The organism is Atribacter laminatus (assembly GCF_015775515.1).
GTDB lineage: Bacteria > Atribacterota > Atribacteria > Atribacterales > Atribacteraceae > Atribacter > Atribacter laminatus.
In genome coordinates this window covers 1,782,607-1,808,182 of sequence record NZ_CP065383.1, presented here as the reverse complement: position 1 = coordinate 1,808,182, position 25,576 = coordinate 1,782,607, and the positions used below count along the sequence as shown (strand labels likewise).

Annotated in this window: 27 protein-coding genes; 10 read left to right on the top strand and 17 right to left on the bottom strand. The window is 40.3% G+C overall.

What is annotated here, in order from left to right:
- Positions 1-8 precede the first annotated feature (8 nt).
- Positions 9-917, top strand: a complete 909-nt coding sequence (locus tag RT761_RS08275; protein WP_218110953.1) for a glycine betaine ABC transporter substrate-binding protein — start codon at positions 9-11, stop codon at positions 915-917.
- Between the two features lie 24 nt (positions 918-941).
- Positions 942-2,042 carry an ABC transporter ATP-binding protein gene (locus RT761_RS08270; protein ID WP_218110952.1) on the top strand — a complete coding sequence of 367 codons (1,101 nt, stop codon included), beginning with the start codon at positions 942-944 and terminating at the stop codon, positions 2,040-2,042.
- An 11-nt stretch (positions 2,043-2,053) separates the two neighbouring features.
- Here RT761_RS08270 and RT761_RS08265 read toward each other — a convergent pair whose 3' ends face one another.
- Entirely contained in the window at positions 2,054-3,313 is a 1,260-nt protein-coding gene (locus tag RT761_RS08265) for a Y-family DNA polymerase (protein WP_218110951.1), read from the bottom strand.
- A gap of 4 nt (positions 3,314-3,317) precedes the next feature.
- On the bottom strand, positions 3,318-3,644 hold the full coding sequence (locus RT761_RS08260; RefSeq protein ID WP_218110950.1) for a LexA family protein: 327 nt from the start codon (positions 3,642-3,644) through the stop codon (positions 3,318-3,320).
- A gap of 144 nt (positions 3,645-3,788) precedes the next feature.
- Here RT761_RS08260 and RT761_RS08255 point away from each other — a divergent pair, with 144 nt between their 5' ends.
- The 3 genes from RT761_RS08255 (at position 3,789) to RT761_RS08245 (ending at position 6,282) form a co-directional block, all read left to right on the top strand.
- Positions 3,789-4,442: a LexA family protein gene (locus RT761_RS08255; protein WP_218110949.1), complete on the top strand. Its 654-nt coding sequence runs from the start codon at positions 3,789-3,791 to the stop codon at positions 4,440-4,442.
- A gap of 726 nt (positions 4,443-5,168) precedes the next feature.
- Positions 5,169-5,705, top strand: a complete 537-nt coding sequence (locus RT761_RS08250) for a hypothetical protein (RefSeq protein ID WP_218110948.1) — start codon at positions 5,169-5,171, stop codon at positions 5,703-5,705.
- Between the two features lie 97 nt (positions 5,706-5,802).
- A complete protein-coding gene (locus RT761_RS08245) occupies positions 5,803-6,282 on the top strand; it encodes a hypothetical protein (RefSeq protein WP_218110947.1) in 480 nt (159 codons plus the stop codon).
- 74 nt (positions 6,283-6,356) lie between these two features.
- On the opposite strand, the gene RT761_RS08240 is transcribed toward RT761_RS08245, so the two are convergent.
- Both RT761_RS08240 and RT761_RS08235 read right to left on the bottom strand, forming a co-directional pair.
- Entirely contained in the window at positions 6,357-7,208 is an 852-nt protein-coding gene (locus RT761_RS08240; protein ID WP_218110946.1) for a carbohydrate ABC transporter permease, read from the bottom strand.
- A 54-nt stretch (positions 7,209-7,262) separates the two neighbouring features.
- Positions 7,263-7,772 carry a carbohydrate ABC transporter permease gene (locus RT761_RS08235; RefSeq protein ID WP_218110945.1) on the bottom strand — a complete coding sequence of 170 codons (510 nt, stop codon included), beginning with the start codon at positions 7,770-7,772 and terminating at the stop codon, positions 7,263-7,265.
- Between the two features lie 116 nt (positions 7,773-7,888).
- On the opposite strand from RT761_RS08235, the gene istA reads away from it, so the two are divergent.
- Together istA and istB are read left to right on the top strand one after the other, a co-directional pair.
- Positions 7,889-9,442, top strand: coding sequence for an IS21 family transposase (gene istA / locus RT761_RS08230; RefSeq protein ID WP_218110944.1), 1,554 nt, complete (start codon positions 7,889-7,891; stop codon positions 9,440-9,442).
- Complete coding sequence (istB, locus tag RT761_RS08225; protein WP_218110943.1) at positions 9,435-10,178, top strand: IS21-like element helper ATPase IstB; 744 nt, start codon at positions 9,435-9,437, stop codon at positions 10,176-10,178. Before istA ends, istB begins: the two co-directional genes overlap by 8 nt.
- Positions 10,179-10,502: 324 nt before the next feature.
- On the opposite strand, the gene RT761_RS08220 is transcribed toward istB, so the two are convergent.
- The gene (locus RT761_RS08220) at positions 10,503-10,973 is read right to left on the bottom strand and encodes a carbohydrate ABC transporter permease (RefSeq protein WP_218110942.1); all 471 of its coding nucleotides are present in this window, start codon (positions 10,971-10,973) and stop codon (positions 10,503-10,505) included.
- A gap of 68 nt (positions 10,974-11,041) precedes the next feature.
- Positions 11,042-12,295, bottom strand: a complete 1,254-nt coding sequence (locus tag RT761_RS08215; RefSeq protein WP_218110941.1) for an extracellular solute-binding protein — start codon at positions 12,293-12,295, stop codon at positions 11,042-11,044.
- A 1,073-nt stretch (positions 12,296-13,368) separates the two neighbouring features.
- Here RT761_RS08215 and RT761_RS08210 point away from each other — a divergent pair.
- Positions 13,369-14,373 (top strand): IS110 family RNA-guided transposase, encoded by a 1,005-nt coding sequence (locus tag RT761_RS08210; protein WP_218110940.1) that lies wholly within the window; start codon positions 13,369-13,371, stop codon positions 14,371-14,373.
- Positions 14,374-14,684: 311 nt separating this feature from the next.
- On the opposite strand, the gene RT761_RS08205 is transcribed toward RT761_RS08210, so the two are convergent.
- From RT761_RS08205 to RT761_RS08165, 9 genes are all read right to left on the bottom strand, one after another.
- Entirely contained in the window at positions 14,685-15,065 is a 381-nt protein-coding gene (locus RT761_RS08205; RefSeq protein ID WP_218110939.1) for an FMN-binding protein, read from the bottom strand.
- 32 nt (positions 15,066-15,097) lie between these two features.
- Positions 15,098-16,057, bottom strand: coding sequence for an FAD:protein FMN transferase (locus tag RT761_RS08200; RefSeq protein ID WP_218110938.1), 960 nt, complete (start codon positions 16,055-16,057; stop codon positions 15,098-15,100).
- Between the two features lie 114 nt (positions 16,058-16,171).
- Complete coding sequence (locus RT761_RS08195) at positions 16,172-17,821, bottom strand: class I adenylate-forming enzyme family protein (RefSeq protein WP_246465339.1); 1,650 nt, start codon at positions 17,819-17,821, stop codon at positions 16,172-16,174.
- Positions 17,814-18,710 (bottom strand): 2-oxo acid dehydrogenase subunit E2, encoded by an 897-nt coding sequence (locus RT761_RS08190; RefSeq protein WP_218110936.1) that lies wholly within the window; start codon positions 18,708-18,710, stop codon positions 17,814-17,816. Before RT761_RS08190 ends, RT761_RS08195 begins: the two co-directional genes overlap by 8 nt.
- Before the next feature lie 80 nt (positions 18,711-18,790).
- Positions 18,791-19,399 carry a glycosyltransferase gene (locus RT761_RS08185; RefSeq protein ID WP_218110935.1) on the bottom strand — a complete coding sequence of 203 codons (609 nt, stop codon included), beginning with the start codon at positions 19,397-19,399 and terminating at the stop codon, positions 18,791-18,793.
- Positions 19,396-19,914, bottom strand: coding sequence for an MGDG synthase family glycosyltransferase (locus tag RT761_RS08180; RefSeq protein ID WP_218110934.1), 519 nt, complete (start codon positions 19,912-19,914; stop codon positions 19,396-19,398). Before RT761_RS08180 ends, RT761_RS08185 begins: the two co-directional genes overlap by 4 nt.
- A 195-nt stretch (positions 19,915-20,109) precedes the next feature.
- Positions 20,110-20,607 (bottom strand): tRNA (N6-threonylcarbamoyladenosine(37)-N6)-methyltransferase TrmO, encoded by a 498-nt coding sequence (gene tsaA / locus RT761_RS08175; protein WP_218110933.1) that lies wholly within the window; start codon positions 20,605-20,607, stop codon positions 20,110-20,112.
- 36 nt (positions 20,608-20,643) lie between these two features.
- Positions 20,644-21,222, bottom strand: a complete 579-nt coding sequence (locus RT761_RS08170; RefSeq protein ID WP_218110932.1) for a NifB/NifX family molybdenum-iron cluster-binding protein — start codon at positions 21,220-21,222, stop codon at positions 20,644-20,646.
- Positions 21,223-21,244: 22 nt separating this feature from the next.
- The gene (locus RT761_RS08165; protein ID WP_218110931.1) at positions 21,245-21,577 is read right to left on the bottom strand and encodes a class I SAM-dependent methyltransferase; all 333 of its coding nucleotides are present in this window, start codon (positions 21,575-21,577) and stop codon (positions 21,245-21,247) included.
- 555 nt (positions 21,578-22,132) lie between these two features.
- Between RT761_RS08165 and RT761_RS08160 the strand changes: the two genes are divergently transcribed.
- Positions 22,133-22,666, top strand: coding sequence for an O-acetyl-ADP-ribose deacetylase (locus RT761_RS08160; RefSeq protein ID WP_218110930.1), 534 nt, complete (start codon positions 22,133-22,135; stop codon positions 22,664-22,666).
- A 685-nt stretch (positions 22,667-23,351) separates the two neighbouring features.
- Positions 23,352-24,179, top strand: coding sequence for an SDR family oxidoreductase (locus RT761_RS08155; RefSeq protein ID WP_218110929.1), 828 nt, complete (start codon positions 23,352-23,354; stop codon positions 24,177-24,179).
- Positions 24,180-24,213: 34 nt separating this feature from the next.
- Here the strand turns inward: RT761_RS08155 and RT761_RS08150 are convergent, their stop codons facing one another.
- Both RT761_RS08150 and RT761_RS08145 read right to left on the bottom strand, forming a co-directional pair.
- Positions 24,214-24,645: a secondary thiamine-phosphate synthase enzyme YjbQ gene (locus tag RT761_RS08150; RefSeq protein ID WP_218110928.1), complete on the bottom strand. Its 432-nt coding sequence runs from the start codon at positions 24,643-24,645 to the stop codon at positions 24,214-24,216.
- Positions 24,646-24,655: 10 nt separating this feature from the next.
- The gene (locus RT761_RS08145; RefSeq protein ID WP_218110927.1) at positions 24,656-25,507 is read right to left on the bottom strand and encodes an amidohydrolase family protein; all 852 of its coding nucleotides are present in this window, start codon (positions 25,505-25,507) and stop codon (positions 24,656-24,658) included.
- Positions 25,508-25,576 lie beyond the last annotated feature (69 nt).

The following is a 25,576-nucleotide window of genomic DNA, read 5'->3' as shown; positions in this document are numbered from 1 at the left end:
TTGGTTCGATGAAAATAAAATTTTTAAAAATGATCACTTTCACTCTGCTTTTGTTAATACTGGGAGGTCTGGTTTTAAATGCTGAGGGAAATGCCTCTGATATCGTAGTTTTAGCCAGTAAACCCTTTACCGAATCATATATTCTTACCGAAATCATGGTTCTTCTTTTACAGCACGACACCGATTTAGACATAGAATATAAAAATATCGAGGGAGGAACAACCTCAATCCTCCATCCGGCAATTCTTCAAGGAGATATTGATATTTATCCCGAATATACCGGAACTTCCTGGCAAGATGTTCTTAAAAAGGAAAATATAGTTCCCGATCCTCAGGAACTTTTTAATCTGGTAAAAGCTGAGTACGAAGAACAGTTTCCGTTAATCTGGCTTCCACCTTTTGGGTTCAACGATACCTTCACCTTGGCAATAAAAGCTGATTTAGCCGATAAGCTCAATATCAAAACCTATTCCGACCTGGCAAAAGTTTCCAACCAATTAAATTTTGGAGCTGAGCCAGACTTTTTTGAAAGAAAAGACGGATTTGATAATTTAGTCGAAACCTATGGGTTCAACTTTAAAAACACCAGACAAATGGCTATTGCCCTCAAATACCCGGCAATCCTTTCCGGTGAAGTTGATGTTATCAACGCTTTTTCTACTGATGGGTTACTGAAACGGTACGATATGGTTATTCTTCAGGACGACAAAAACTTTTTCCCCTCTTACTTAGCAGCACCGGTAGTGAGAAAAGCTGTTCTTGAACTTCATCCAGAAGTCGGAGAATCTCTAAGGAAATTAGCAGGTTTGATCGATGAAAACCTGATGATTGATATGAACTACCAGGTTGATGAAGAAAAGAAAGATCCCCAATTAGTAGCCAGGGAGTTTTTAGCCAACCAGGGATTGTTGGAATAAAATATGTTGACAAAAAAATAAATCATGATACAACTCAAAAACATCACCAAACAATATCCAAATAATAAAACCGCAGTCGCAGGGATCAATTTAGAAATTCCAGCAGGAAAAATCTTTTCCTTGATTGGACCTTCCGGCTGCGGAAAAACTAGTATACTTAAAATGATCAATCGTCTCATTGAGCCAACTGCCGGGGAAATTTTTCTTCAAGGTCAAAATATCGCTATTTTAAACCCCATCGAGCTCCGGCGGAACATTGGTTATGTTATCCAGCAAATCGGGCTCTTTCCTCACCTCACCATTGAAGAAAATATTGGTTTTGTTTTAAAAATTTGTGGGGCTCACAAAGAAACTTGGGCTCATCGAGCTGAAGAGCTCATCTTCTTGGTTGGTCTGGATGAAAGTTATCTAAAAAGATATCCTCGGGAATTAAGTGGTGGTCAGCAACAACGGATCGGAGTTGCCCGAGCATTGGCAGCCAACCCTCCTCTAATTCTGATGGATGAACCCTTCGGTGCCATAGATGAAATCACTCGTGAACAATTGCAAAATGAACTTTTACAGTTGCAAAAAAGAGTGAAAAAAACCATTGTTTTCGTCACTCATGACCTAAGGGAAGCCGTAAAGCTCTCCGATCAAATTGCCATCATGCAATCTGGAAATATCGTCCAGGTGGGCACCCCCAATCAACTTCTCTTTTTTCCGGCTAATCCCTTTGTAGAAGAATTTATGGGTTCAAATGGATTTTTCAACAGTCTGCGGTTGCTTTCAATAGAAGAAGCTTTGATCAAAGAGGTTCCTTTTCTAACCAAAGAATCGACGTCACAAGAGATCAAAACTGCTATCCAAAACGCCCAAGACCTAGGATGGAACTTGATTCCGGTGCTTGAGGGAGAAAAAAATATTTTAGGATATACTTCGGTAACTTCGGTTGATCTTCATCAACTTCAACCAGCTGGAGAAGTCCTTCTGATTTCGATGAGTTTTGAACAAGCTTTGAAAAAGATGTTTCTATCGGGAAAACAATTTCTTCCGGTAGTCGACTCTCAAAATCACTTCGTCGGATTCTTTGATTTCACCCACACCTGTACAAAAATGAAAAACGCCTGTCAAAGCTGGCAGTGAGTCGGAGTTTCTCACGACACATAAGCCACCGGAAGCTCTCCCCAGTTGGTGGTAAAGCAGGGAGAAAGCCTTTCCCGGCGCATTGCCCAGGGTTGTACTAGTCCTACTGCTCCAAAATGGACCACCTCCCGCCCCCATCGGTCGTTGATTTTGTCGATCGCCTGTAGCAACCGCTGCTCTTTTCGTTCTAAGAAAGAAACAAAAAGGTTTCCTTGGATCAATTTTTCATTACAAAGTTCAGGAAGGATAACCCCGGCCTTTCGGTAGGCGTATCCCGAACGATAAATTCGAGGGAGGATTGCCCGTATTATTCGAATAAAAGCCACTGTGGAGTTGGTAGCCTCTGGGAATCTGGCGGTAGTAATATTGGCATATTGAGGACCGGAGCGAAAAGGGCTGGTCATGATGAATATGCTTATGGTCTTAGCAGCCAATCCTTCTCGGCGCAACTTCCAGGCAGCCAAAGTTGCATAGTCACACAAAGCTTCTTCCAATTCCTCCCGGACTCCGACTACTTTTCCAAAACCTCGGGATACGACCATCTGCTTCCGGGTCGGTCGTATTTCCTGCAACGGCAGGCAGGGAATACCTTTAAGTTCCATTTGGGTTCGAAGGCCATCCACCGTCATGTGTTTCTGTACCCATCTTTCCGGAAGACGAGTGAAGTCAAGAGCGGTAGAAACTCCCCAGCGATGAAGAAGTTTGGTGTACTGCCATCCGATACCCCAGACATCTTCAACTGGAAACTTTTCCAAAATAGCCTTTTCGTTGCCCCGAATATCATATACCCCATTGGGGAGTTTCTTGGCCACCTTGGTTGCTACTTTGGAAAGGGTCTTAGTACCGGCGATTCCCACCGACACCGGAATGCCCACTTCTCTTTTTACTGCTTCCCGGATGGTTTTCCCGTAATGGGTAAGGTCAAGATCGGCAAATTCCGATAAACTTAGAAAGGCTTCGTCAATAGAATAAACCTCATAGCGCATGACAAAGCGGGCCATGGTTTCCATCACCCGTTCGGAAAGATCAGCGTAAAGAGTATAATTGGAAGAAAAAACCGCAATGCCATGCTTTTTGATCAAAGGTTGAATTTTAAAAAGCGGCACTCCCAGATCGATTCCCATTGCTTTCGCCTCCGCCGAAGCTGCCACCACCATGGTATCGTTGTTGGAAAGAACCACGATTGGACACCCGTCGAGGTCCGGTCGCATGGCCCGCTCACAGGAGGCATAAAAAGAATTACAATCGGCCAAGGCTACAATGCTTTTCATAATTTTACCCTGGAAAGTGAATAACAGCGGTCACCACGCCGACCACCCGAGCTTCTCCAGCAATGGGAAGGAGCAATTTTCCATTCTTTGCTCTTATCCGTGACAATCGCAACGTTCCTTCTACCGCTGCTACCACCAGGGCGTTATCTCCGGGTTGGATTGACCGGTCAACCACCAGGATGTCACCCGAGCAAATACCGAGATTCTTGCTGTCTTCTCCTTTCGCCCGCAAAAGAAAAGTGGCGGCTGGGTGCCGGACAAGCAGAGTGTTCAAATCCAATCGCTTCTCGGCAAACTGTTCTGATGGGTTGGCAAAACCGGTAAATTTCAAGGCAGATCGCATCTCCTTTTTGTTGCGTTATATCAATTTTATAATTTTGTATTTACTGTACTCAACAATTTAACTGGTGCGTTGGCGTTTTGTCAAGAGGTATGAGTTGCGTTTACGCAATTATTTTTGTAAAATAATGGTGCTATGAAATTCAATTTATGGTTATCGGAAAAACTAAAAAAACTGGGATTGACCCAGAGGAAACTGGCCGAACAAGCTGGTGTTTCCCCAGCAACGGTTTCTCGCTGGTTGAGTGGAGAGTTTGAGCCGGATCTAACCAACCTCCGGAAGATTAACCAGGTCTTGGGAGTTCCAGAGCGTGAGCTCTTCTTGCAGTTAGGTTTGGTTGGGAAAGATTTCTTTACTCTTGATGAAGGCGAAGTTATGGTACCGGTGCTGGGGAACTCGATTCCCTGCGGGAAGCCCGGTGGTGAGTTGGAAGAATGCGTCGAAGGATACGAGGTTTTCAAAAAAAGCCTTCTCCCCTTTCCAGTATCGGAGTCCTCTCTGGATGGTATCCGTGCTTACCTCATCCATGCTAAAGGAGATAGTATGCAGGGCGATGGTATCCGCAATGGTGATCGGGTCCTTTTTTCTCCCGATCTGGAAGCCCGTAGTGGTGATATAGTCATCGCTTATATTGAAGATGAAGGTTTTACTATCAAGAGGATTTTTTTTCAAAATAGTACCGTTATTCTGCAAGCCTCTAATCCAGCTTTCCCCCCTATCGTTGTTCAACCGGGAATTCAAGAAATCCGGATTATTGGGAAAGTAATTATGCATATTGGGTTTCATTGAATAACGTTTTTATCCTAAAAAATCCTCAAATAATCTCTGAAAAAATAGCAAAAAGATAAAAAAACCATATAATAATTGAAGGGTTTTCTCTGGCTCTATGAACCCCCCATGTCAGTTGTGTTGTGGCACCAGATGAGGGTAAAAGCCCAAGATTCGAAATGCTATGGCATGTCGCTACATCAATCGGGCGCAATAAATTGTCGCACCCACATATCATATTCTTTTGTAGGGGCCTGATTCGACATGCCCGTGGGTTTTCAGGATAGACCGTCATGCCACTTTCGTGGCATCAGATGAGGATGAAAAAACCTATCTAAATCCGTCATTGCAAGGAGCGTCCTATGCGTCGTGGCAATCTCATTGAGCCATTCTTTCATTCTGAGGAAGGTAGCGTTTTACCGGACATGATAAGCATCTCATTTATACCAATTCCACAATTCCACACATAATAAAAGATGACTGAAGAGATTGCCACGACCTCAAAAAACCAGGTTTCGCAATGACGACTTAAAGTTCCTTCTCCCTTGATGGGAGAAGGTGAGGATGAGGGTGGAAGCCTAGAATGAGATCCTGGTGAGTTGCTTTATATAAGTTACCTATAAAATCTTTCCGGGATTTTTAGAATAGAACTCGATCCTTCATCAAACCAATGGAATAGGCAAAACAATATCCAGATTCAGTGAAAACAATATTCAAAAACAGTACCACTCAAGGAGGCTTAATAGCATGAATACAAAACTGATATTTTTGATCGGTATCATAACAGTACTCATTTTAGGAACATCGGCTTATGGTTTAGAGAATTTCTCATACAACTGGTGGAAAGTGGCTTTCAAAAGTCCGGTCGAGTTCTCCCAGCCGGTTGAAGTTGGCTTGGATGCGGTTTCATTGTTGAATCCTCCTAACGCCGACTTCAAAACTGTACAGATTGAAATAACTTTGGTAGCTGTGCCAAAAAACATGAAAGAAGATCTGGGGAATACCAATGAAGATGTTATTGAGTATGTAAAAGTTGTCTTTTTGGGAACTACCGAACCACCTCTCGAAACTATGGATCGTTCATTTCTGGAAAACACTATTACTGGTCAAGTTTTGGACATGGTAATTCCCCATGATGGAATGATGGAGTTCTATTTAGTTCCTCTTTCCAATGGTGATTCTTTAGCTATAGCTTTCCGGTGGAATCTCTCGGTTCAAAGAGAAGAAGTGGAAAAAATAATTTCCATGGTATCCAGTACTCTTAAAGAAATCCCTGAAAAATAATTTCTCAATTCTATTAAATTTCTCATTTAGTGTATAAATAATCGCATTTATCAGATATTATTTTATTAAACGGCTTTTAAAAAAAGGAGGATAAACCATGAGGAGAAAAGGAATCAACATTGCATTATTAACCGTAGTGATTGGCGTGCTTTTAGTGGGATTTGTTTATGCCGAAGACCAGATTCAAGAAACTGATAATTTCAAATTTTTAGTACCGGATACTTGGCAATTTATCGTTTATGAAAATGGTGCAGTCCAAATCTTCAACCGCATGGCAACCTACATGGTGGAGCTAAAAAAAGAAGGATATAATTTGACCGATGCTGACTGGAAAAGCTCCATGAAAATTTTTGTTGAACAATTCAAAGGGTCAGAGCCAGTTGTGGTTGAAATGTTAGGATTCCAATTCCTCAAAAGCACCTTTGATTATTCGGGAACTCATCAATCTCTCTATACGGCTTTATTGGGTGGCGAGAAAATCTCAATCGGTATAATGGGCCCAGAACACGAAACCGATGAAAAGATTCAAGCAATTTTAGAATCTATCGAAATCAAAAAAGAAGCTGCTGAAGAATAAAAAGTTCATATTATTCTAAGCCTGGTTGCTATTGCAGCCAGGCTTTTTTTATGGTTATTTCAATAAATATTTCTTTACCCCTTAACTGCTCCGGATAGTAAACCGCCGACGATGTATTTTTGGAAAATCAAAGCAATAATAACCGGTGGAATAGCTGCTAATATACCACCGGTAGCCATCATCCCAAAGTCAATTGAATGACGGCCGGAAAATTCGGCGATTGATATGGGAATGGTTTTTGATGCAGCTGATGAGGTCATGATTAAAGCCATAAAAAACTCTTCCCAAGACATTAAAAACGCTAAAAGAAGAGTAGCCACAATCCCCGGTGCCGAAAGAGGAATCATAATCCGGAATAACATGCCTAAATAGGTGCATCCATCAATTTTTGCTGCATCTTCCAAATCCCGTGGGATGCTATCGAAATAAGTCCGCATTATCCAAATCACGAAAGGGGTGATGATTGCAGAATAAACGAGAATTAAAGCGGTTTTCGTATCGAGCAAACTATATCGGCTAAATATTTGATAGATAGGGATAATAATAGCCACTGGCGGAAGCATGTAGGAAAAGAGAAGTACAAATAAAATTTTATCTTTCCCAGGAAATTTGAGTCGTGAAAAAGCATAAGCCGAGAGCGAGCCAATTGAAACACAAATAATGGTAACTGCAGAAGCTATCACAAAGCTATTCATCATTGTTATCCGGAATTCACTTTCCGAACCTTGGGAAAAAAGTATCTTTGCATATCTTTCAAAGGAAATATTTTCAGGTATCCATTGCAATGGAATTTTTAGCAAATCTTTTAAATCAGCAACACTCGAAATTAACAGCCATACTAAGGGGGTTAACAAACCAATCACGAGTATGATTGATCCAAGGGTGACACCGATTATCCGAAAAATTTTTTGTTTTTTTACACCCATCCGTCTACTCCTGAAATAGAATTCGAGCTGAAAGAATACAACGAATATTCACCACTAATATTCAATCTGTTTTCCAATGTTAATGGTATAAACATAAGCCAAAAGAGCGATTATTAAAGTAATGAGATAAGCCAGTGCAGAACCACGACCAAAATTTAAAAATTTAAAGGCTTCTTGATATGTCATAAAGGAAATAACCTTGGTGGCATTGGCTGGTCCGCCTGAAGTCATAATGTAAACGATATCGAAAACCCGAAAGGCATCCAAGCTACGCATGACTAAGACGACAATAATCGTCGATTTCAATAGAGGCAAGGTGATCGAAAAAAGACTTCTCCACCGACTTGCTCCATCAACGGTTGCAGCTTCATACATTTCTCGAGGTATGGTTTGCAATCCTGCCAAAAGCAATAGTGCAACAAGTGGAGTAATCTTCCATACATCGGCAACAATAACACAATGCATAGCACTCCAGGGACGAGTTAACCAACCTCGGTAAGAATCAATCAAACCAATTTGTTTGAGGTGAGTAATATTTTGGGATAGACCCACTCGTATACTCAAAAAGGTCCACCATGAGTATCAAATAGGCCCACCTTGGTCATGGAGAGATCCACCTGACATATAATGAGGAAATACACTGTAAAGTGTAAATCTTCATTAGGAGGCTGATCAAATAAATGATCAAGTATCGAGAAATTCTTCGGCTTCACAGCCAAGGTGTGAGTCAACGTGGCATTGCTGCCAGTTGCCAGTGCTCACGGACCACAATCCGTAATGTGGTTGAACGGGCAGAAAGGCATGAGATTTCATGGCCTTTCGATAAAAACATGTCGGATGCAGATCTTCAGGAACTCCTTTTTCCGGAAAAAAGGAGTCAGTCCAATCGAAAAATACCGGATTGCGAATATGTTCATAAAGAAATGGCCAAAAGTGGTGTCACCTTAAGTTTGTTGTGGCATGAGTACCATGAACAATGCCGCTTCAATGGTGAAATCCCACTCATGTACAGCCAATTCTGTCGGTATTATCATAAGTATGCCAATACCACCAAAGCCACTATGCGCATTAAGCGCAAACCCGGTGAAATGCTGGAAGTGGACTGGGCTGGAAAGACTGGTTTTATTGTTGATAATCTAACCGGTGAACTTATTCCAGCCTATATCTTCGTAGCGAGCCTATCTTGCAGCCAGTATGCCTATGTAGAAGCCTTCCTGTCAATGGATATGGAAAGCTGGGTCAATGCTCATGTTCATGCGTTCAAATACTTTGGTGGAGTGGCCAGAATCCTCGTGCCAGACAATTTAAAAACCAGTGTAGATAAAGCCTCTCGACCAGATCCCAAGATTAATAGAACCTATCAAGAAATGGCCGAGCATTACGGGACAGCAGTCATTCCAGCCCGAGTCAGGCGCCCCAAAGACAAGCCCCATGCCGAAAGTACGGTGGGTATTATTTCCACCTGGATCATTGCCTCTTTGCGAAACCAACAGTTCTTTTCATTACACGAACTGAATAGCGCCATCCGTCTTAAGCTGGAAGAATTCAACCAGAAACCTTTTCAAAAGAAGCCGGGAAGCAGGAAAAGCGCCTTCCTAGAAGAGGAAAAAGCACTGCTTTTGCCTTTGCCTACTTCCCCATACGAGCTTGCCACCTGGTCAACGGCGTCCGTACAGTACGATTATCACATAATTGTGGATAAAAATCACTACTCAGTGCCCTATGAGTACATCCGGCATCAAGTGGAGGTACGTATAACCAGCAAAACTGTTGAAGTTTTTTACCACAATCATCGCATTGCTTCCCATATTCGGATTCGCGGTCAGGAAGGCCAGATTGTCACGGTACCGGATCACATGCCAGAGAAACATAAACAGTACCTGGCTGTAAATGCTGATCATTTTAGGAATTGGGCTGCTTCCATTGGACCTCATGCCGTCATTGTGGTGAATGCTCTTTTGTCAGCATCAAGAGTTGAGAAACAAGGTTACCGTTCTTGTACATCGCTTATGAAACTCGCTGACAAGTATTCTTTATCCCGCTTTGAAGAAGCGTGCCAGCGGGCACTTTGTTACACGCCCAGTCCGAGTTTCAAAATCATCCAGACCATCCTCAAAACCGGTCAGGATAGAATATCAGTCCAATCAGATCGACAAAAAGCGACAAAAGACAATCCCAACATCTACGGATTTGTCCGGGGTGCCGGCTACTATGGAGGAAAAGACAATGATTAATTCTACGACCATGAACAAGCTGCATGACATGCGACTCTCCGCTATGGCGGATGCTTTCAAACGCCAACTGTCTGATGAGAAATATCAGGAGCTATCGTTTGAAGAACGGGTTGGTATTCTTGTTGATGTGGAATGGGCTAAACGCAGAAGCAATAAACTGCTCCATCTCATTAAAAAAGCAGATTTCCGCTATCCTCAGGCTAGCATTGAAGATATTGAATACCATGCCGACAGGAAACTAGATAAGGCACAAATCCTACGGCTATCTGGGTGCGCTTACATCCAGGAGAAACGCAACCTCATCATCATGGGTGCCTCTGGAAACGGGAAATCTTATGTTGCCTGTGCTTTTGGTATGGCGGCTTGTCGCAACTATTATACCGTTAAGTATATCCGACTACCGGATCTTCTGGATGAACTGGCAGTGGCTCGAGGTGAAGGTGTCTATCAGATGGTGATGAAGAAGTACAAAAAGGTTGGCTTACTCATTTTGGATGAATGGCTCTTAACTCCACTTAAAGACACCCAGGCAATGGATCTCCTTGAGATCGTTGAAGCAAGACATCAGAATGCTTCTACTATTTTTTGCACCCAATTTGCTCCACGTGGGTGGCATGAAAAGATCGGCGAAGATACACTAGCAGATGCCATTCTTGATCGTATTGTCCATGATTCCTATACCATCCTTATTGACGGCAAAGTGTCAATGAGGGAACGACATGGGATTAAAAATTGAGCCAGAACTAAGTAATTAAGAGTGTATTTATGTCTGCCGGTTAAAGAGGCTGATGGATAGTACCGACCTCTTGTGGACAACCCTCCGCTTCGTGGACGACCAAAACACGTTGTTCACGCTCTCCACAGCCTCGGCATCTGGTGTTCTATAGAAATCTTAATCTTGTTCCTTCAAACTACCCATCAAAGAGTACTATTCTCAGAACAGTAAAACTCATGATTCGGAAAAGTGGGCTTATAGCTATTGTGGTTCATTTAAACCGTCATATATAGCTATGGAGTTAACGTATGCACCTAGTGGATTTATTTGGTGCACTCGATGGGTCTAAAACATCATACTACTGGGTTTATCATAAGACAATAAACAGAGGAAAGCATTAAATGCACCGTAGTTGGCGTTGAATATCCATTTCCACATAATGGCATCAACGGTAATCGGAAGCGCCCACGGTATCAACAATAAACTGCGGAGAATACCTCTTGCCCAAAATTTTTGGTTTAGAAGAAGAGCGATTAAAAAACCAATAACCATTTCAATGGCAATAGATACCACGGTGAAATATACAGTACGGTTGATTGAAGCCCAAAAACCACTGCTTTTCAATATATCAATATAATTTTTAAAACCAATAAAAGGGGTGCCCTGGGCTTTTCGAGTTAAGTCAACCTGATGGAGGCTGGTATAGAAAGCCATAACCATTGGATAAAAAATGATAATTCCAATAAAAATAAAAGCGGGAATGATTAATAGCCAAGCAAATCGAACTTCTCTTCGATTATATTGGTTTGATTTCATGATTATCTCAGTTTGCAATGTACGCAGTAGGAGTTAAAATCCCTACTGCGTACATTGCTTTATATAGATTAATATCTTTCCTGAATTTCTTGTGTCCGAGCTACGGCATCATCGAGAGCCTGTTGAGGAGTTTTGACCCCAGTTATAGCCGCCTGTAATTCTTCAGCTAACAACTGGGAAAATTGGGAATACCATGGAATTTGTGGACGATCATACACGTATTGTATTTGTTCTTTTGCAACGGGGACAGTTTTGGGTTGAAGAGCAATCAATTCAGGATCATCATACAAGGATATCCAGATAGGAAGTGCACTCGCACTGTATTTCTTTTGAATTTCTCGACTGCACATGAAAGTTATGTAGTTCCAAGCTTCGTCTGGATTCGGGCACGTATTCACAATACTTAACCCCATCCCACCGTTACAGGAAGCACTTTTGTTCCCATCGGGGAAACCAGGAATTAATCCTATTTCCGAATCACCGGCAATTTGTGATTCTTGGGGATCGTTGGACAAACTGTACATATAAATCCAATTAGTAGCAAATGCCGCCTGGCCTGCTGAATATACTCGACGTACTTCTTCAGCAAAGCTTTCGATTGAAGCAGGATTATATATTCCGGCATTTAAATTATCAACCATATACTCCAAGGCCTCTAAGCCTTTCCCCTGGTTCATAATCGGCATACTGCTCTCGTCAAAAACATTCCCCCCCATGGCATGAAGATAAGTTAGATATTTGATGGCGACTGACTCACCCTGCCCCCAAAACTCAATAACTGGATATTCTACTATTCCATTGTTTTTCATTTTTTGGGAAGTTTCAACCACTTCTGGCCACATGGTTGGGACTGCAGCACCTACTTCATTCAACATTTTCTTGTTATAAAAGAAATATTCCCAATCATTGAGCCATGGCATTCCATATAATTTCCCTTTATAGGTTACCGAACTCAAAACAGTTGGGAAAATATCAGCTCTATCTTCATCTGATAATCGATCAGTTACATCGAGTATCCAACCTGCCTCAGCAAATTCCGCCGGCCAAACACAGTCGGTAATAATAACATCATATGCTCCTGATTCACTCGCAGCAGCCACCGCAATTTTATCGTGGAGTTCTTCGTAGGATACAAAATTTAAATTGATTTCTATGTCTGGATTTCGTTTCATAAATTCTTCCGTCATTTCAATCATTTCACTTTCTTGATAACCAGCTTGTTTCATAAAAAGAGCACTTAGAGTCACCTTGGCACCAACCATAATCGAACACAAAAATACCAATAAAATTAATGTGATGAAAAAAATTCCTTTGTGTTTCATAACTTACTTAGCCCTCCTATATACTTATTTAAATTATTTTAACATAATTGGTTGAAAATAATTGGCATCCTATTCTAACTGATAAATTATACCCATCAATACAGGAATTATTCTGTTATTTTTAGTGTTGGAGTTAAAATATCATTATTTTAAGCAGTTTCTTTCTCATGAAGGCTTAATCATTTCGTTCTTTGAATACTGTGACAAGTGATGTATATCAGGGAACGTGTATAATTCTATCCTCATCTAGTGCTAATAAACAGCATGAAGGTCTATCCTGAAAATACCATCTTATAAATTCCCCCATTGAGGGGGGATAAAGGGGGGTGTGCCTTTAATCGGTCATCCTGAGCCCTCGCTTTTTGAGGGCGTGAGGATCTCATCTTTTAAGTTTTTTCTTCATAAATACTTTAAATGATGAGATTCTTACGTCGTCCGGCAAAAACACCGGACTCCTCAGAATGACTAAGTGGATGGTAGAGATTGCCACGTCGCATAAGACGCTCCTCGCAATGACGGATTTAGATAGGTATTTTCATCCTCATCTGGTGCTGCTATGCAGCATGGGTGTCTATCCTGAAAAGCAAAGAGCATGATAAATCAAGCCCCTACAAAGGATTTAAAAAATTCTGTCATCCTGAGCGGTGCCTTCCCGCGTGAGTATCTCATCTTTTCATCTTTTTGTCTTTTATGAAATATATTAAAAAATGAGATTCTTAGGTTGGTTGGTAAAATTCAACCAACCTCCTCATAATGACAAATTGAAAGGCACCCTCCCCGCCGCGAAAGCGGGCACCCCTCCAAGGAGGGCAATTCCACTTCGTCATCGTATATTGATTCCTATACCAAAAATACCAAATAATTACTAAAATGTTTTATAAAAGAAAAAAGAAGGTGGAAAAAGGACATTTTCGTCATTGGTTAAAAAACCGTTCAGAATGTTGTCCACCACCTTCTTCTCTTCCCCAAGACTTTACAGAACATGAGGCAACTAAAGCCTGAATAAAAAAACGATGAAAGTCCAAGGAAGAATAGATCAAAATACCAACCAAAAGAAAAGGGAGATAAAAAACATGAAGTACCAACAAGTAGTGGGCATGGATATTGCGAAAGACTCAGTGCAAGCCAGTCGCTTTGATGGAACAACTTTTTTTGATTTTTCCTTTCCCAACCAAGAAAAGTCGTTCCTGAAAGAGGTTCAGAAAAGCATCCCAAAAAGTGATCCCTCTCACACTCTTTTTGTCATGGAAGCAACTGGAGCGTATCATCTCAAACTCGCCACTACCCTCTATAAGAAAGGTTACTCCGTTGCCGTCGTCAATCCCTTCATCATCAAAAAATATGCCGAGATGCTCTTAAAAAGAGCCAAGACTGATAGGAAAGATGCTCGGTTGATTGCCCAATTTGGTTTTTATCAGGAGGTCACTCTCTTTGCTCCCAAAGAGAGCATGGCTGAAGAAATAACTCAAGTCTTAAAAGGTCTAGACCAACTCAAAAAAGAAAGAACCAACTTGAAGAATTACCGAGAAGCATTCACCTGCCATAACGAGATCAACCCAGTGGTGAGGGATATCTATCAAAAACAGCTGGAAGAGATCGAAAAAGCGATCAAAACCCTCGAAGCCGAAGCAAAACGACTGGTTTCCCAGTATGCTCCGAAAGAATACCAACTGCTCCTGAGTATCAAAGGAATCGGGAAATGCTCGGCGACTGCTCTTTTAGGACTCCTCCAAAAGATGGATCGCTTCTCTCGAGGGAAAGAAGTGGCCAGTTTCTTAGGCCTTGCTCCCCAGATCTCTCAATCTGGAAAAGACAAAGGCAAAGCCTGGCTGAGTAAAAAGGGGAACGGCTATCTCCGTAGGCTTCTCTATCTTGCGGCTCTTTCGGCTTCACGGTCTAATGCTCAATGTCGGGAACTCTATCAGCGACTCCTTGCGAAAGGAAAACCGAAGAAAGTCGCTCTCATAGCAGTCGCCAATAAGCTCTTAAGACAGGCCTTTGCAGTATTAAAAAGTGGTTGTCCTTATGATCCTCATTACCTAAAACTAAAAAGTAATCTTGAAGTAGTTTTGACTTGACAATTAACACAGAACATTCTGAGGAGCGAATTATGCGACGTGAGAATCTCTCACTATCAATCTTTATCTTTTTCTTTAAAAACATTTTTCTAAATGAGATTGCCACGTCGTCTAACCAAAAAACGGTTAGCCTCCTCGCAATGACGGATTTGGAATGGGCATGATAAATCACGCCCCTCAAAAAGATTTTAAAAATTGAAGGGTGGCAATTAATTGAACCCGATCTTTATTTAGTGTAGCAACATGGCAATGGATTAAATAAATTAAGCCTTTACAAATAGGAATTTAAGAATTACAATTTCCCAACTCCACTATTTCCCTTTCATTAATGCGTTTTCTATTGCTTTAAGGTAGGCTTTGTTGGTCACTGTTGCGCTTGATACTGTATCTATCTGCAATGATTGCTTTTGAATAATCTGATCGAAGATTTTTTTGGAAATATCTCCCGATCCAAAGACAACATCTTTGATAATTTTTATTCCGGTAATTTGGTGATTTTTCACTGTTACCTCTACCTGATTCGACCACCGATATCCCTTAAATCCACCTGGATAGACTCCATCATCCAATTTAGCAAGATCTATCTTTCCGATATTAAGCTTTCCGACTTTTTTTAAACCAGCTGAGGCAAAAATGAATAAAATTACCACAATGACAGCCACAATGATAAGAACAATTGCTAAAATACTCATGATGATTTTCCCTCCTTAATTTTATAAAATACTCAATTAATATATATTATAGACATTTTTTGATTGATTTTTTGAAAAATTTCTTTCAAATTTTTACTGACTACTATTTCTCCAGGATGAGCAACCAAAATCACACCTAAAGATGGAAAATTCTCTAAAAAACCAACGAGCTCTTTTTGACTCATAATAAAAATAGCAGTGGAAAGGGCATCTGCCAAGGAAGAACTTTCTGCAACCACGGTAACGCTTTGCCATTCTAACCGAGCGGGAAAACCGTTTCGAGGATCAAGAATATGGTGATACTTGAAACCATTAATTTCATAATATCTCTCATATCCCCCTGAAGTTACGACTGCTTGATCTTCTACCTTTAGATTCCCAAATATCCCCCCATCCTCTGAAAAGGGATCACGAATACCAATAATCCAATTTCTATTCCAATGGGGTTTCCCAATAGTTACTACATTTCCTCCTAAATTAATAAATCCCGATTGGATTGAATAATCTTTATAAACATCGATAACCTTCTCCCCAGCATATCCTTTCCCTATTCCCCCTAGGTCAATTTTTTGATTGAACCGTGAGAGCTTCACTAACTTTTCTTCTGGATTAATTAAAATATCACGGTAGTTAATCAACCTCATTAAATCATCAATTTGGTTTTTATCTGGTTTTCTTTGATTTTTTTTTAAATGGCGCCAATAATCATTCAAAACTCCGGTTGTCACATCAAAAACACCAGCACTTAATTCCGATATTTTAACTGCCATTTTCAAGATTTCTATGGTATCTTGGTTTACTTTTACCCAATCTTTCCCTGCCTTTGAATTTATTTGATAAATATCGCTTTCTTCTTGGAAAAAACTAAGCAAACACTCTAAGTATTGGATTTTCCTCGTTGCTTCATCAATAGCCACTTCTGAGTTTTTTCCATATATTTTCTGATAAATAACTGTATCCATGCAGAAATCAAATTTCTCAACACATTTCATTTTTTAAAAATCCTCGTCTTATAGGAAAAAGTTATATAATATCTCCATCCTGACCTATTCCCATCTTCTAATAAATTTTTCAATGGGTGGAAAATAAATCCTTTGATAAAAAAATCAAATAATCGCTTCGCCTTGTTCCAAGGCTTCTAAAGTCCGATAGTCTAGTTTTCCCATTCGGGTAACTGGCAGTTTATCTAGGAAGGCAATCTCAGTAGGAACTGACCATTTAATAAGGTGCTCAGCTACATACTGTTTTATCTCTTCAGCCAACGCCTCCCGGGATTGAACTGTCTCCCGTAAAACGACAAACGCCTTGACTCGACTCATTGTGTACTCGTCAGGAATACCAATGACGCATGATGCAGCAACTTGTGGATGGCTGTTAATGACATTCTCAACTTGGGACGGGTAAACAGCATAACCTGAGCATTTGATAATTCTTTTCATTCTCCCTGTGAAGTATAAAAACCCATCTTGATCGAGCTTTCCCAAATCTCCGGTAGAAAGCCAGATAAGACCATCATCATGTTTTAATAACACTCGGGCAGTCTCCTCGGGACGGTTATTGTATCCGAGCATGACCGTTGGTCCATTGACGCAAATCTCTCCTTCTTCTCCCACCGGTACCTCCTCCGTGCTATGAGGCCGAACAATCTTGAAGCGATTACCAGGGAGAGGCAAACCCACACTCCCCTTCTTATAGAGATTTTCTGGCATGATCGAGCACGCGGTTACGCACTCTGTTAAGCCGTACCCCTCTCTCAAACAGACCGTTCCTCCATGGCTTTGCACAAATTTATTAAACCGTTGAATGAGAGGATGGGGAACGTTATCTCCCCCACAAAATGCTCCTTTAAGAAAAGAAAAATGAATTCTTTTTGTTTTTTCGCTGCTGACTAAAGCTTCGTAGTGGGTAGGTACTCCAGCAATATAAGTAGGCTTATATTTAATGACACCATCGATAAATTCCTTTTTGCTAAAACGAGGAATAAGAACACACCGGCCTCCACCGATTAGAACAGAATGTAAGCAAATACCAAGTCCAAACCCGTGAAAAAGGGGCAAGATGCACAAAATTGATTCTCTCCCCGGATGAGGATCAACCTGAGCGATTACTTGGTCTGCCAGGGCATTCATATTTCCGTTCGAGAGGAGAACTCCTTTTGGTGTTCCCGTCGTTCCACCACTAAAAAGGATGACGGCGGGTTGGTCGGAAGAAAAGTGGTAAAATTCTTCAACAGGTGGTGGGAGTTTTTTCCCAAAGGTTTTCCAATAAATCAAATGATTCCCCCGGTAAACAGGGTTTTTACGTCCCTGTCTGAAAAAAAAGAGGAGCCGAAGTAAGGGAGGGAGTTTCCCAGAAACCGTGGTAAGAATGGTTTTTTCAACCCGACTCTCCTCAACTGCTTTTTTAAAGTTACCATAAAGCATGTCTAGGGTTATGACCCATTTGCTCTGAGTATCTTTTATGTAAAAAGCCATTTCTTTTGAAGTCGATAAAGGATGTACAATACAAGCCACTGCCCCAATCATGTTTAAGGAATAGAGAGCGATAACTACTTCAGGAATATTGGGAAGACAAAGGATGACCCGATGACCTGGTTCGATTCCCAGATTTTTCCAGATCGTTGCCATTCTCTTGATGGTTTCAAATAATCGACGGTAAGATATCTTACTCCCATAATAATCAAGAGCAGGTAAATCAGGATAGTTTTCAACCGTGACCGACAATCGCTCGACCATGCTTTGATGAATTTCATGCATCACTTTCGGTTCCTCCTTCCAATGGTTCTGTCAATTTTTCCGGATTTTCCATAAGTCGCTTGAAAGTTTGTAAAGCTCGTGCTAAATAAAACCCATCGTTGATTCGTTCATCAACTGTGAAGGTGATTTCGACACAAGTTTTTTTATTCAATTTACCTTCTAAATTTATTTTCAACTCTTCAGCATACTTTCCTAAAACAACAAAGAGGGATACGTTCCCCCACTCATATAAATGATGATAGGGAGCATTAACCCCTATGCTCCCAATATTTGCTACAAAAGCACTGGCATAAAAGGGATCTGAGCGGGTCATTGATTCTGGGACAAGGTCAAAGGTATCCAACCAACGAAGAACAGCGATAATGGATGAAATAAGCCAGCTGGGCATTTTGGAAAATGTTTTAACCAAACTCTCACTATCGGCACTCTTCTCCAATCGGGCTCGCTCGACGGATGCTTGGACTTTTTCCACAACCCGATCCAAAGTATCTGTCGGTTCAAAGGTTTCTTTGATCGCTAACATTGGTGCGGCTTCAGTTTTTTCCTGTTTCACCATATAGGATATTTGCAGCTCATTCCGTTGGTAAATACGCTTACCAGCAATAAAACGGTTCAAGCCAGGCTTTAAAACGGCTGTTCGCACCATGGCTGCCAAGAGAACATGAAAGAGGGTGATTTTCTCTTTTGGAGATACATCCTGGTTTCTTTTTTGGAGGTAATCCAGGGTATGGGTTATATCGAGTTTCTCTCTAAAGTAGATGCAGGATTCGTTTCTGGTCCGCATGACGAATGGTTCCAAACGATGTAGAGGGTGGATATCTCTTAACCATCTTCCATCACGACGGTATCCTCTCGTAACAAAGCGCTTCTCTTTCTTTTTCTCAGTCACCAATTCTGCTCCTCTCTTTCCCAGTTTTTTTCACCATTCACAGAATCTTCTAATCGAGAAAGGACAAACTCTGCTGTTTGTTATGCACCTTCAGAAAGCTGACCAATAAACGGTGTTGCTTTTAAATTCTCGATATTCATTTGGTAACGAATGAGTAAGTCTTCTTGATCCATGATTTTTGCCAAAAGCTGGAGAAATTTTTCACTGTTGGGGGCGAACCACCCTACCTCACATTTTATGCAAAAATCCAAATTTCCCTTCTCGTTATACCCCACCCAATGGGTAAAAATTATTGGGCAACCACAAGCCAAAGATTCAAAAACAGCAGCTGGTCCTGCCTTAGAAACAAATAAATCGGCGATGGATAAAAGAACATTCATATAGTCCACATACCCCAGCACCGTCAAATTGGTGTGAGTATCCGCTTGATTCTTCAAAAAAGACAAGGATTGGAAAAGGTTCTGGTTTTTTCCACATACGGCAATAATGTTAACCGGCAGATCACGGCGGTAAATGGCTTTGATATACTCTTCAGTTTTTCCTATTCCTTGTCCACCAGCACTGAATAAAAGGGTTAATTTATTTTCGTTCAATCGAAATTGTTCTTTGATTTCCTCTTTATTTTTAGTTTCTTTAAAAAAACGAGTATGGATAGGGAAAGGGACTATTCTCACCCTATCCTTTTTCATTCCACCTCTGAAGAGGTATTCAGCAGCAATTGGGTTGGCTGCCAGGATACAATCGAGGTGATTATCAATCCACATGTGATGACCAATAATGGGTCAGTCATTGTGGTTACCACCTTAAACGAAAGATGATGCCGTTTTCTTGCCGTCGCTGCAATCGTACTGCAAAAGAAGTGAGTGGAATAGACAATATCGGGGTTGAATTGTCGGATGTAGTTCATCCCTTTGAGTACAAAATCCCGAAAAAGGGAAGAAAGGAGATTCCGACTAGTGGTAATGGGATAAAAGACATCAATGGCCCGGTTAATGGCTAAGGTCATAACCGGATGGGCGAGGGCTAAGTCCCAAGAGCTTTTAAGAAAGTGATCTACCTTATTTGCTCCTGACTCTTTGGCGAAATCCACCACTTTAATCCGGAATCGATGAGTAGCGATTTCCTCAATGGCATCTTTGACAGCTAGGGCTGGTATTTTGTGACCACTCCCCACTTCAATCATCAGAATTAATATTTTCTTCATCGTCCCCCACCGCATACCCATTATTTTCTTCATATACTTAAAAATTAAATCCATTATAATGCATTCCGAGCCTCAATCAAGCGACCATACTTATTCATAAAATTACCGTCAATAAGTAGATTCGAGTAAAATAAAGAGATGAATTTACGAAGCAGTAAAATGTAAATTTAGAGGAATTGAACAAGCAGGAATGAATTAAAAGTCATGTGGAATTCCTCGGATATGAAGGAGAAGGTGCTTTTTGCTATTTTTAAGGGAGTCGATCCACCCTGAATTTGCATCATCCTTGGAATCTAAATCCTTTATATACGGTTTGATATCTAACAATGGGGTGTTGTCAATCACATCCAACCCGCTGGTGAAAATCACATTCTCTTTTATTTTTTTAATCCGAACAATACTTATTCCAATTGGATTCGGTCGAACTGGGGATCTGCTGGCAAACAATCCTACTTCAACGCCTTGCGCCCAAGATGGTTTTTCTATCAAGGAAATGCTGCGTTGCAGACGGTGTAGATAGTAAATCACATATATATATCGAAAACGATCAAGATCCTTGAGCCCCTTCGAATACTCTTTTAATAAAATAACTCGAAATTCGCCAAAATCATCATGAACCGGTTGATATGGCGCCGTTTCGAGATACGGTGTTCGAATGACACCAATGGGCTTTAACTTCATTTCAATAACCACTTATCTCTCCTTACAAAAGTGAAATTGATTTCTCTTTCATTTTAACAATATCCCTCTTCTTTCGTTGCTATCGCTCTTATTCTTCTCATGCAATACTGTGCATATGTTTTCTTTTATGATATCGATAACATGAGAAATCTCTTTTTCTCTCACAATCACACAAACAAATTGTTTTTTTAAACGAACAATATTGGGACCCATCATTTTTCCAATTAATACATCTACATCTTGCAAAACCGAAGCAGTCGCCTTCGCTTTCCCGGGATCACCGTGAATTCTTGTTTCGTCGGATTTATATTTCGGATTCTCTCTTTTTTCTTTAAAAATCATCTCTCCATCGGAATATTCAAAAATGTGGAAAAAAGCCGACATTCCTACATGGTCATCGGGTTTCACTGTTTTTTTATCATCTGTTCCAATGGCAAATTTCAGTTTTTCATTTATTTCGGTTATTGCTTCTTGAGGACAGGCACGCCTCGCTTTATCCATGCATTCAGAATTCCCATCAACAATGAGAGCATATCCTTTTATAATGTCTAACCGTATACCATCGGAGCATATACTCGTACATATTCCACAACCAACACACCGATTTTTATCTACGAGGACCGTCATATGTTCATCTCCTTCCATTTTTTTATTTCTGTAGTGCAATTCGGAGTAATCGGGCACTAATATCTATTCCTACGTAAATATTATCATGAGGGAGGATATCAGCAAGATTCCCGCTTCCGGCTGCTAATTCTAAAATAGTGTAATGATGAATGTCTTTTAACTTATTCTGGAGAAGTTGTATATGCTTTTTATACGATGCATTAAATTTATGAGGAAACACCGATTTTTCCATTGTTGTATCATAAAACATTGCAAACAAATCGCCCAGCCATGGGCTCCACTTCAATTCCTTGCCATCCTTTAACACATATCCGATCCCATTTTTATAGACAACTTTACATTCATTCTTGATCATTTTTATTCTCTCTTTATATGGTTCACAACAAATAATTCATCTCAGTTCGTTCAGAGATACATTCTTTTGGGAAAATCAGAGTTTGCGATAAAAATAACCTCGAGACTTATAAATATTTTTCTCAGAATAACGACTCATTTTCATTTTCAATATTCGCTTCGTTACTTTTTGTGGTTTTCCCTGAATACAATCTTTTTTCTATTTTCTCCTCTTTTTTATTTTACACCTTCTAACAAGTGTAAAAGCGAGTTGTATGATAGAGATAGATAAAAATGAAAAAAGATTTCTAAGCTATAAAAAAACCACTCCAGGTGGCCGGAAAAGACAATTCATTGTATTTCGGTAAAAAGTAGATGAAGGTGAATGCTAATCTTTATTATCTCCTAAAATCTGATAGGCATATACTAGTATAGCTAAAAAAAGGGATAGGTTGGTTCCTGTCAATAGCCTTTTCTTTTTTTTGAAAAAACTCGATTGGAGGCTGTTATAATAAAACAAAAAGAGTGAACCTCATTTTTGTAAGTGAGTGTGAATAACCAGTAAAGGAGGCCAATCATGTCTCTCAACGCCCTTTACTCTGAGGGAAATATTCAAATCGTTTTGGGTGATATTACCGAAGAAGAAACCGATGCGATTGTCAATGCTGCTAATTCTACCCTCTTGGGAGGAGGCGGAGTGGACGGAGCTATTCACCGGAAAGCCGGACCTAAGCTTAAGGAAGAATGTCGCACTCTGGGAGGATGTCCACCGGGAGAGGCAAAGATCACCAAGGGATATCAATTGATAGCGAAATATATCATTCATACCGTAGGCCCGGTTTGGAGAGGTGGTAATGCCCAGGAAGATGAGCTCCTCGCTTCGTGTTACAAAAACAGTCTTAAAATAGCCAAAGAGCATTCTATTCAAAGTATTTCTTTTCCAGCTATCTCAACCGGAGTCTATGGTTTTCCCAAAAAGCGAGCTGCTGGAATAGCTGTAAGAGAAGTCAAGAAGTTTCTTGAAAAATATCCACTTTTGGTCCGTTTTGTGTGTTTTGAACAGGAAACAGTTCAATTCTATCTTGAAGCATTAAAGATCAGCAAAGCGTAATGGGTGGTTAAAAAACGAAAAAGAAATATTATTAAAAGATGAGATCCTCACGCAGAAAAGCACCGTTAAGGATAAGGCATCACTTAATTTCCTTCTCCCTTGATGGGAGAAGGTAAGGATGAGGGTGAAAATCTTTTGTAGGGGCTTGATTTATCATGCCCGTGGGTTTTCAGGGTAGACCCTCATGCTGCTTAGCAGCACCAGATGAGGATGAAAATAGGTATATACCGATCAATTTCCCCCTTTAGAAAAGGGGGTTAGGGGGATTTGAATTTTTTACTGCTCCGTCATTGCGAGGAATCCAACCGTTCTTTGGCTGGATGACGTGGCAATCTCATCCAGCCGTTCCGACATTCCGAGGAGCGCATTCAAGCTGTGTCACAATTATTCTGTAAATTATTTACCCCTACTTATGTTAATATTTTACAGTAATATTGAGAATAGATAACCAAAAACTGAAGATAAATGTACTGTGTCCTCCACTTTCAAGCTATTCTTGGTGTACGAAAGGGATTGTGACACAGCCTGATTGTGCGACGTGAGAATCTCATTTAGAAAATTTTTTATTAAACATTAATAAATAAAATTCTATTGCATCTAAATGCTAAACCGAAAGATAACATATTACAATAATTTCTTTTCCCTTGATGGGAAAAAGTAAGAATGAATACGGAGGATAAATAAAATGGAATCAATGGTTGAAAAAATGTTTTCGTTAAAAGATAAAGTCTTTTTTTTTACAGGAGGAGCTGGAATTTTAGCATCAACATTATCCTATGAATTAGGCAAGCTGGGTGCCAAAATAATACTTACCGATATTGCCCCTCTTGATGATGTTCTTGATAAATTCCGGAAGGAAAATATCCAAGTTACCGGTTATCCAATGGATGCTTTGAATAAACAGCAGATTCAAGAAGTATCCCAAAAAGTGATTCAAAAATTTGGCAACATTGATGCTCTTTTCAATGCTGCTGGAGGCAACATGAAAGATGCTACAGTTTCTCCAGACTGCTCCTTTTTTGATCTTCCCCTCGAAGCTCTCCAAAAGGTGGTCAGTCTGAACCTCTTCGGGGGGTCTATTATACCGTCCCAAGTTTTCGCCCAATTGATGATTGAAAATCCCCATGGTGGAAATATCATTAATTTCTCTTCTATGACTTCTTTTCGACCATTAACTCGCACTATTGGTTATTCGGCAGCGAAAGCAGCCGTAAGCAACTTTACTCAATGGTTAGCGGTCCATATCGCCCAAAATTATACACCGAAAGTACGGGTAAATGCTTTAGCGCCTGGCTTTTTTGTTACCAACCAAAACTACTACCTTTTATATAAAGCAGATGGTACTCTAGCTCCTCGAGGAGAAGCAATCCTTTCCCATACCCCCTGTGGTCGGTTTGGGGTTCCCGAGGACCTCTTAAGCACTGTTTTATGGCTCCTATCACCTGCTTCAAGTTTTGTTACAGGCATTGTCGTTCCAGTTGACGGTGGGTTCAGCGCTTTTTCTGGAGTCTGAGTCGATTTAAAAAATTATAGTACAATCAATTTCCTTAACTAATCCAACCTTGGATTATAATTTCACGAGACGCTGGACCATACAACTCAACTAGATAAATAGTTTGGCGTGTCCCTTTCAAAATGAGATGGTTTTCCACTGGAAAATATAAAAAATAACCAGTAAAAATGCTCTTTAAATGAGCTTCTGCGTTATATCCAACACACCCATCATCGGGAAGATACCGGTGATGATGATAATCTAGTTGCTTGGGGAAAAGCCGATCAAGATTACCAAGAATATCTTCTTCGATACAGCTTAAGCCCTCAGTAACTAATAGCGCTGTCGTGGTATGTCGGGTCATTATGTATATCATTCCATCTTGAATACCGGCTTCTTTTTGAAAACCCAAAATCAAGGAAGTAATATTGATTATTTCAATGGGTTTATGCGTTTCGATATTAAAATGTTTGATGATGGTGTTCATTTCTCCCCTCCTATCGTTGATTCAATAATTTCTCAGTATTGGATTGAAATATTGCCAATTTTGTCTTGTCTGATAATGGAAGCTCTTCAATTGCTAACTTCATATCTTGAATATAGACTTTGGGAGCATTTGACCCAAAACAAATCTGATGACGGAGGCTTTTCTCCACCACCGAAAGGGGAATAATTTTTTCGAAAAGGTCACGGTGAAATTTCGTTGGTGAATCAAAATAAAAAGCTGAAGTATCAATAAAAAGATTTGGATATTTTATTGCGGTAAGACATAATTCCAAAGAGTTAGGATAGCCCCAGTGGGCGGCAATAAAGTTGATTTTTGGATTGGTATCTACCAGCATTTCAACATCCTTGACAGTACAGCTATACATACTCACATGAGGAACGAAAGAATATCCAACATGAAGCATGACCGGCCATCTCCACTTTTCAATGAATTTCCACATAGGATGTTGAATAATATCTTTTACTGCAAAGAGCTGTAACCCTGGATCCAGCTTTAAGCCTCGCAAACCTATAGCATGAGCATCTTCGAGATAATCAAGACCATGAGAATCAAGAGGATCAATCGATGCAAACCCTACAAAGCGATTGGATAACAAACAAATCTTTTGGATATCTTGATTACCAAGAATTGAAACTCCTCGGGAACGACGGCAGTCAATGGGAAGAAGAACAGCTTTTTGGATATTAGCTGCATCCAATTTAGAGAGAACCGCTCGGATAGGTTGCATTGGTGGTGATAATATCTGACTTTCAGTCAAAAATACTGTTTTAATTCTTCTCCATTCATCAATTGTTTTGTCTAACTCATTTATAAAAAGAGGGTGAAGATGGATATCAATCATAATCCGCTCCTTTTGATTCATCGCTTTTTTAAATTAGTTTAACCCATAGGGTAGTTGAATTCAGACATG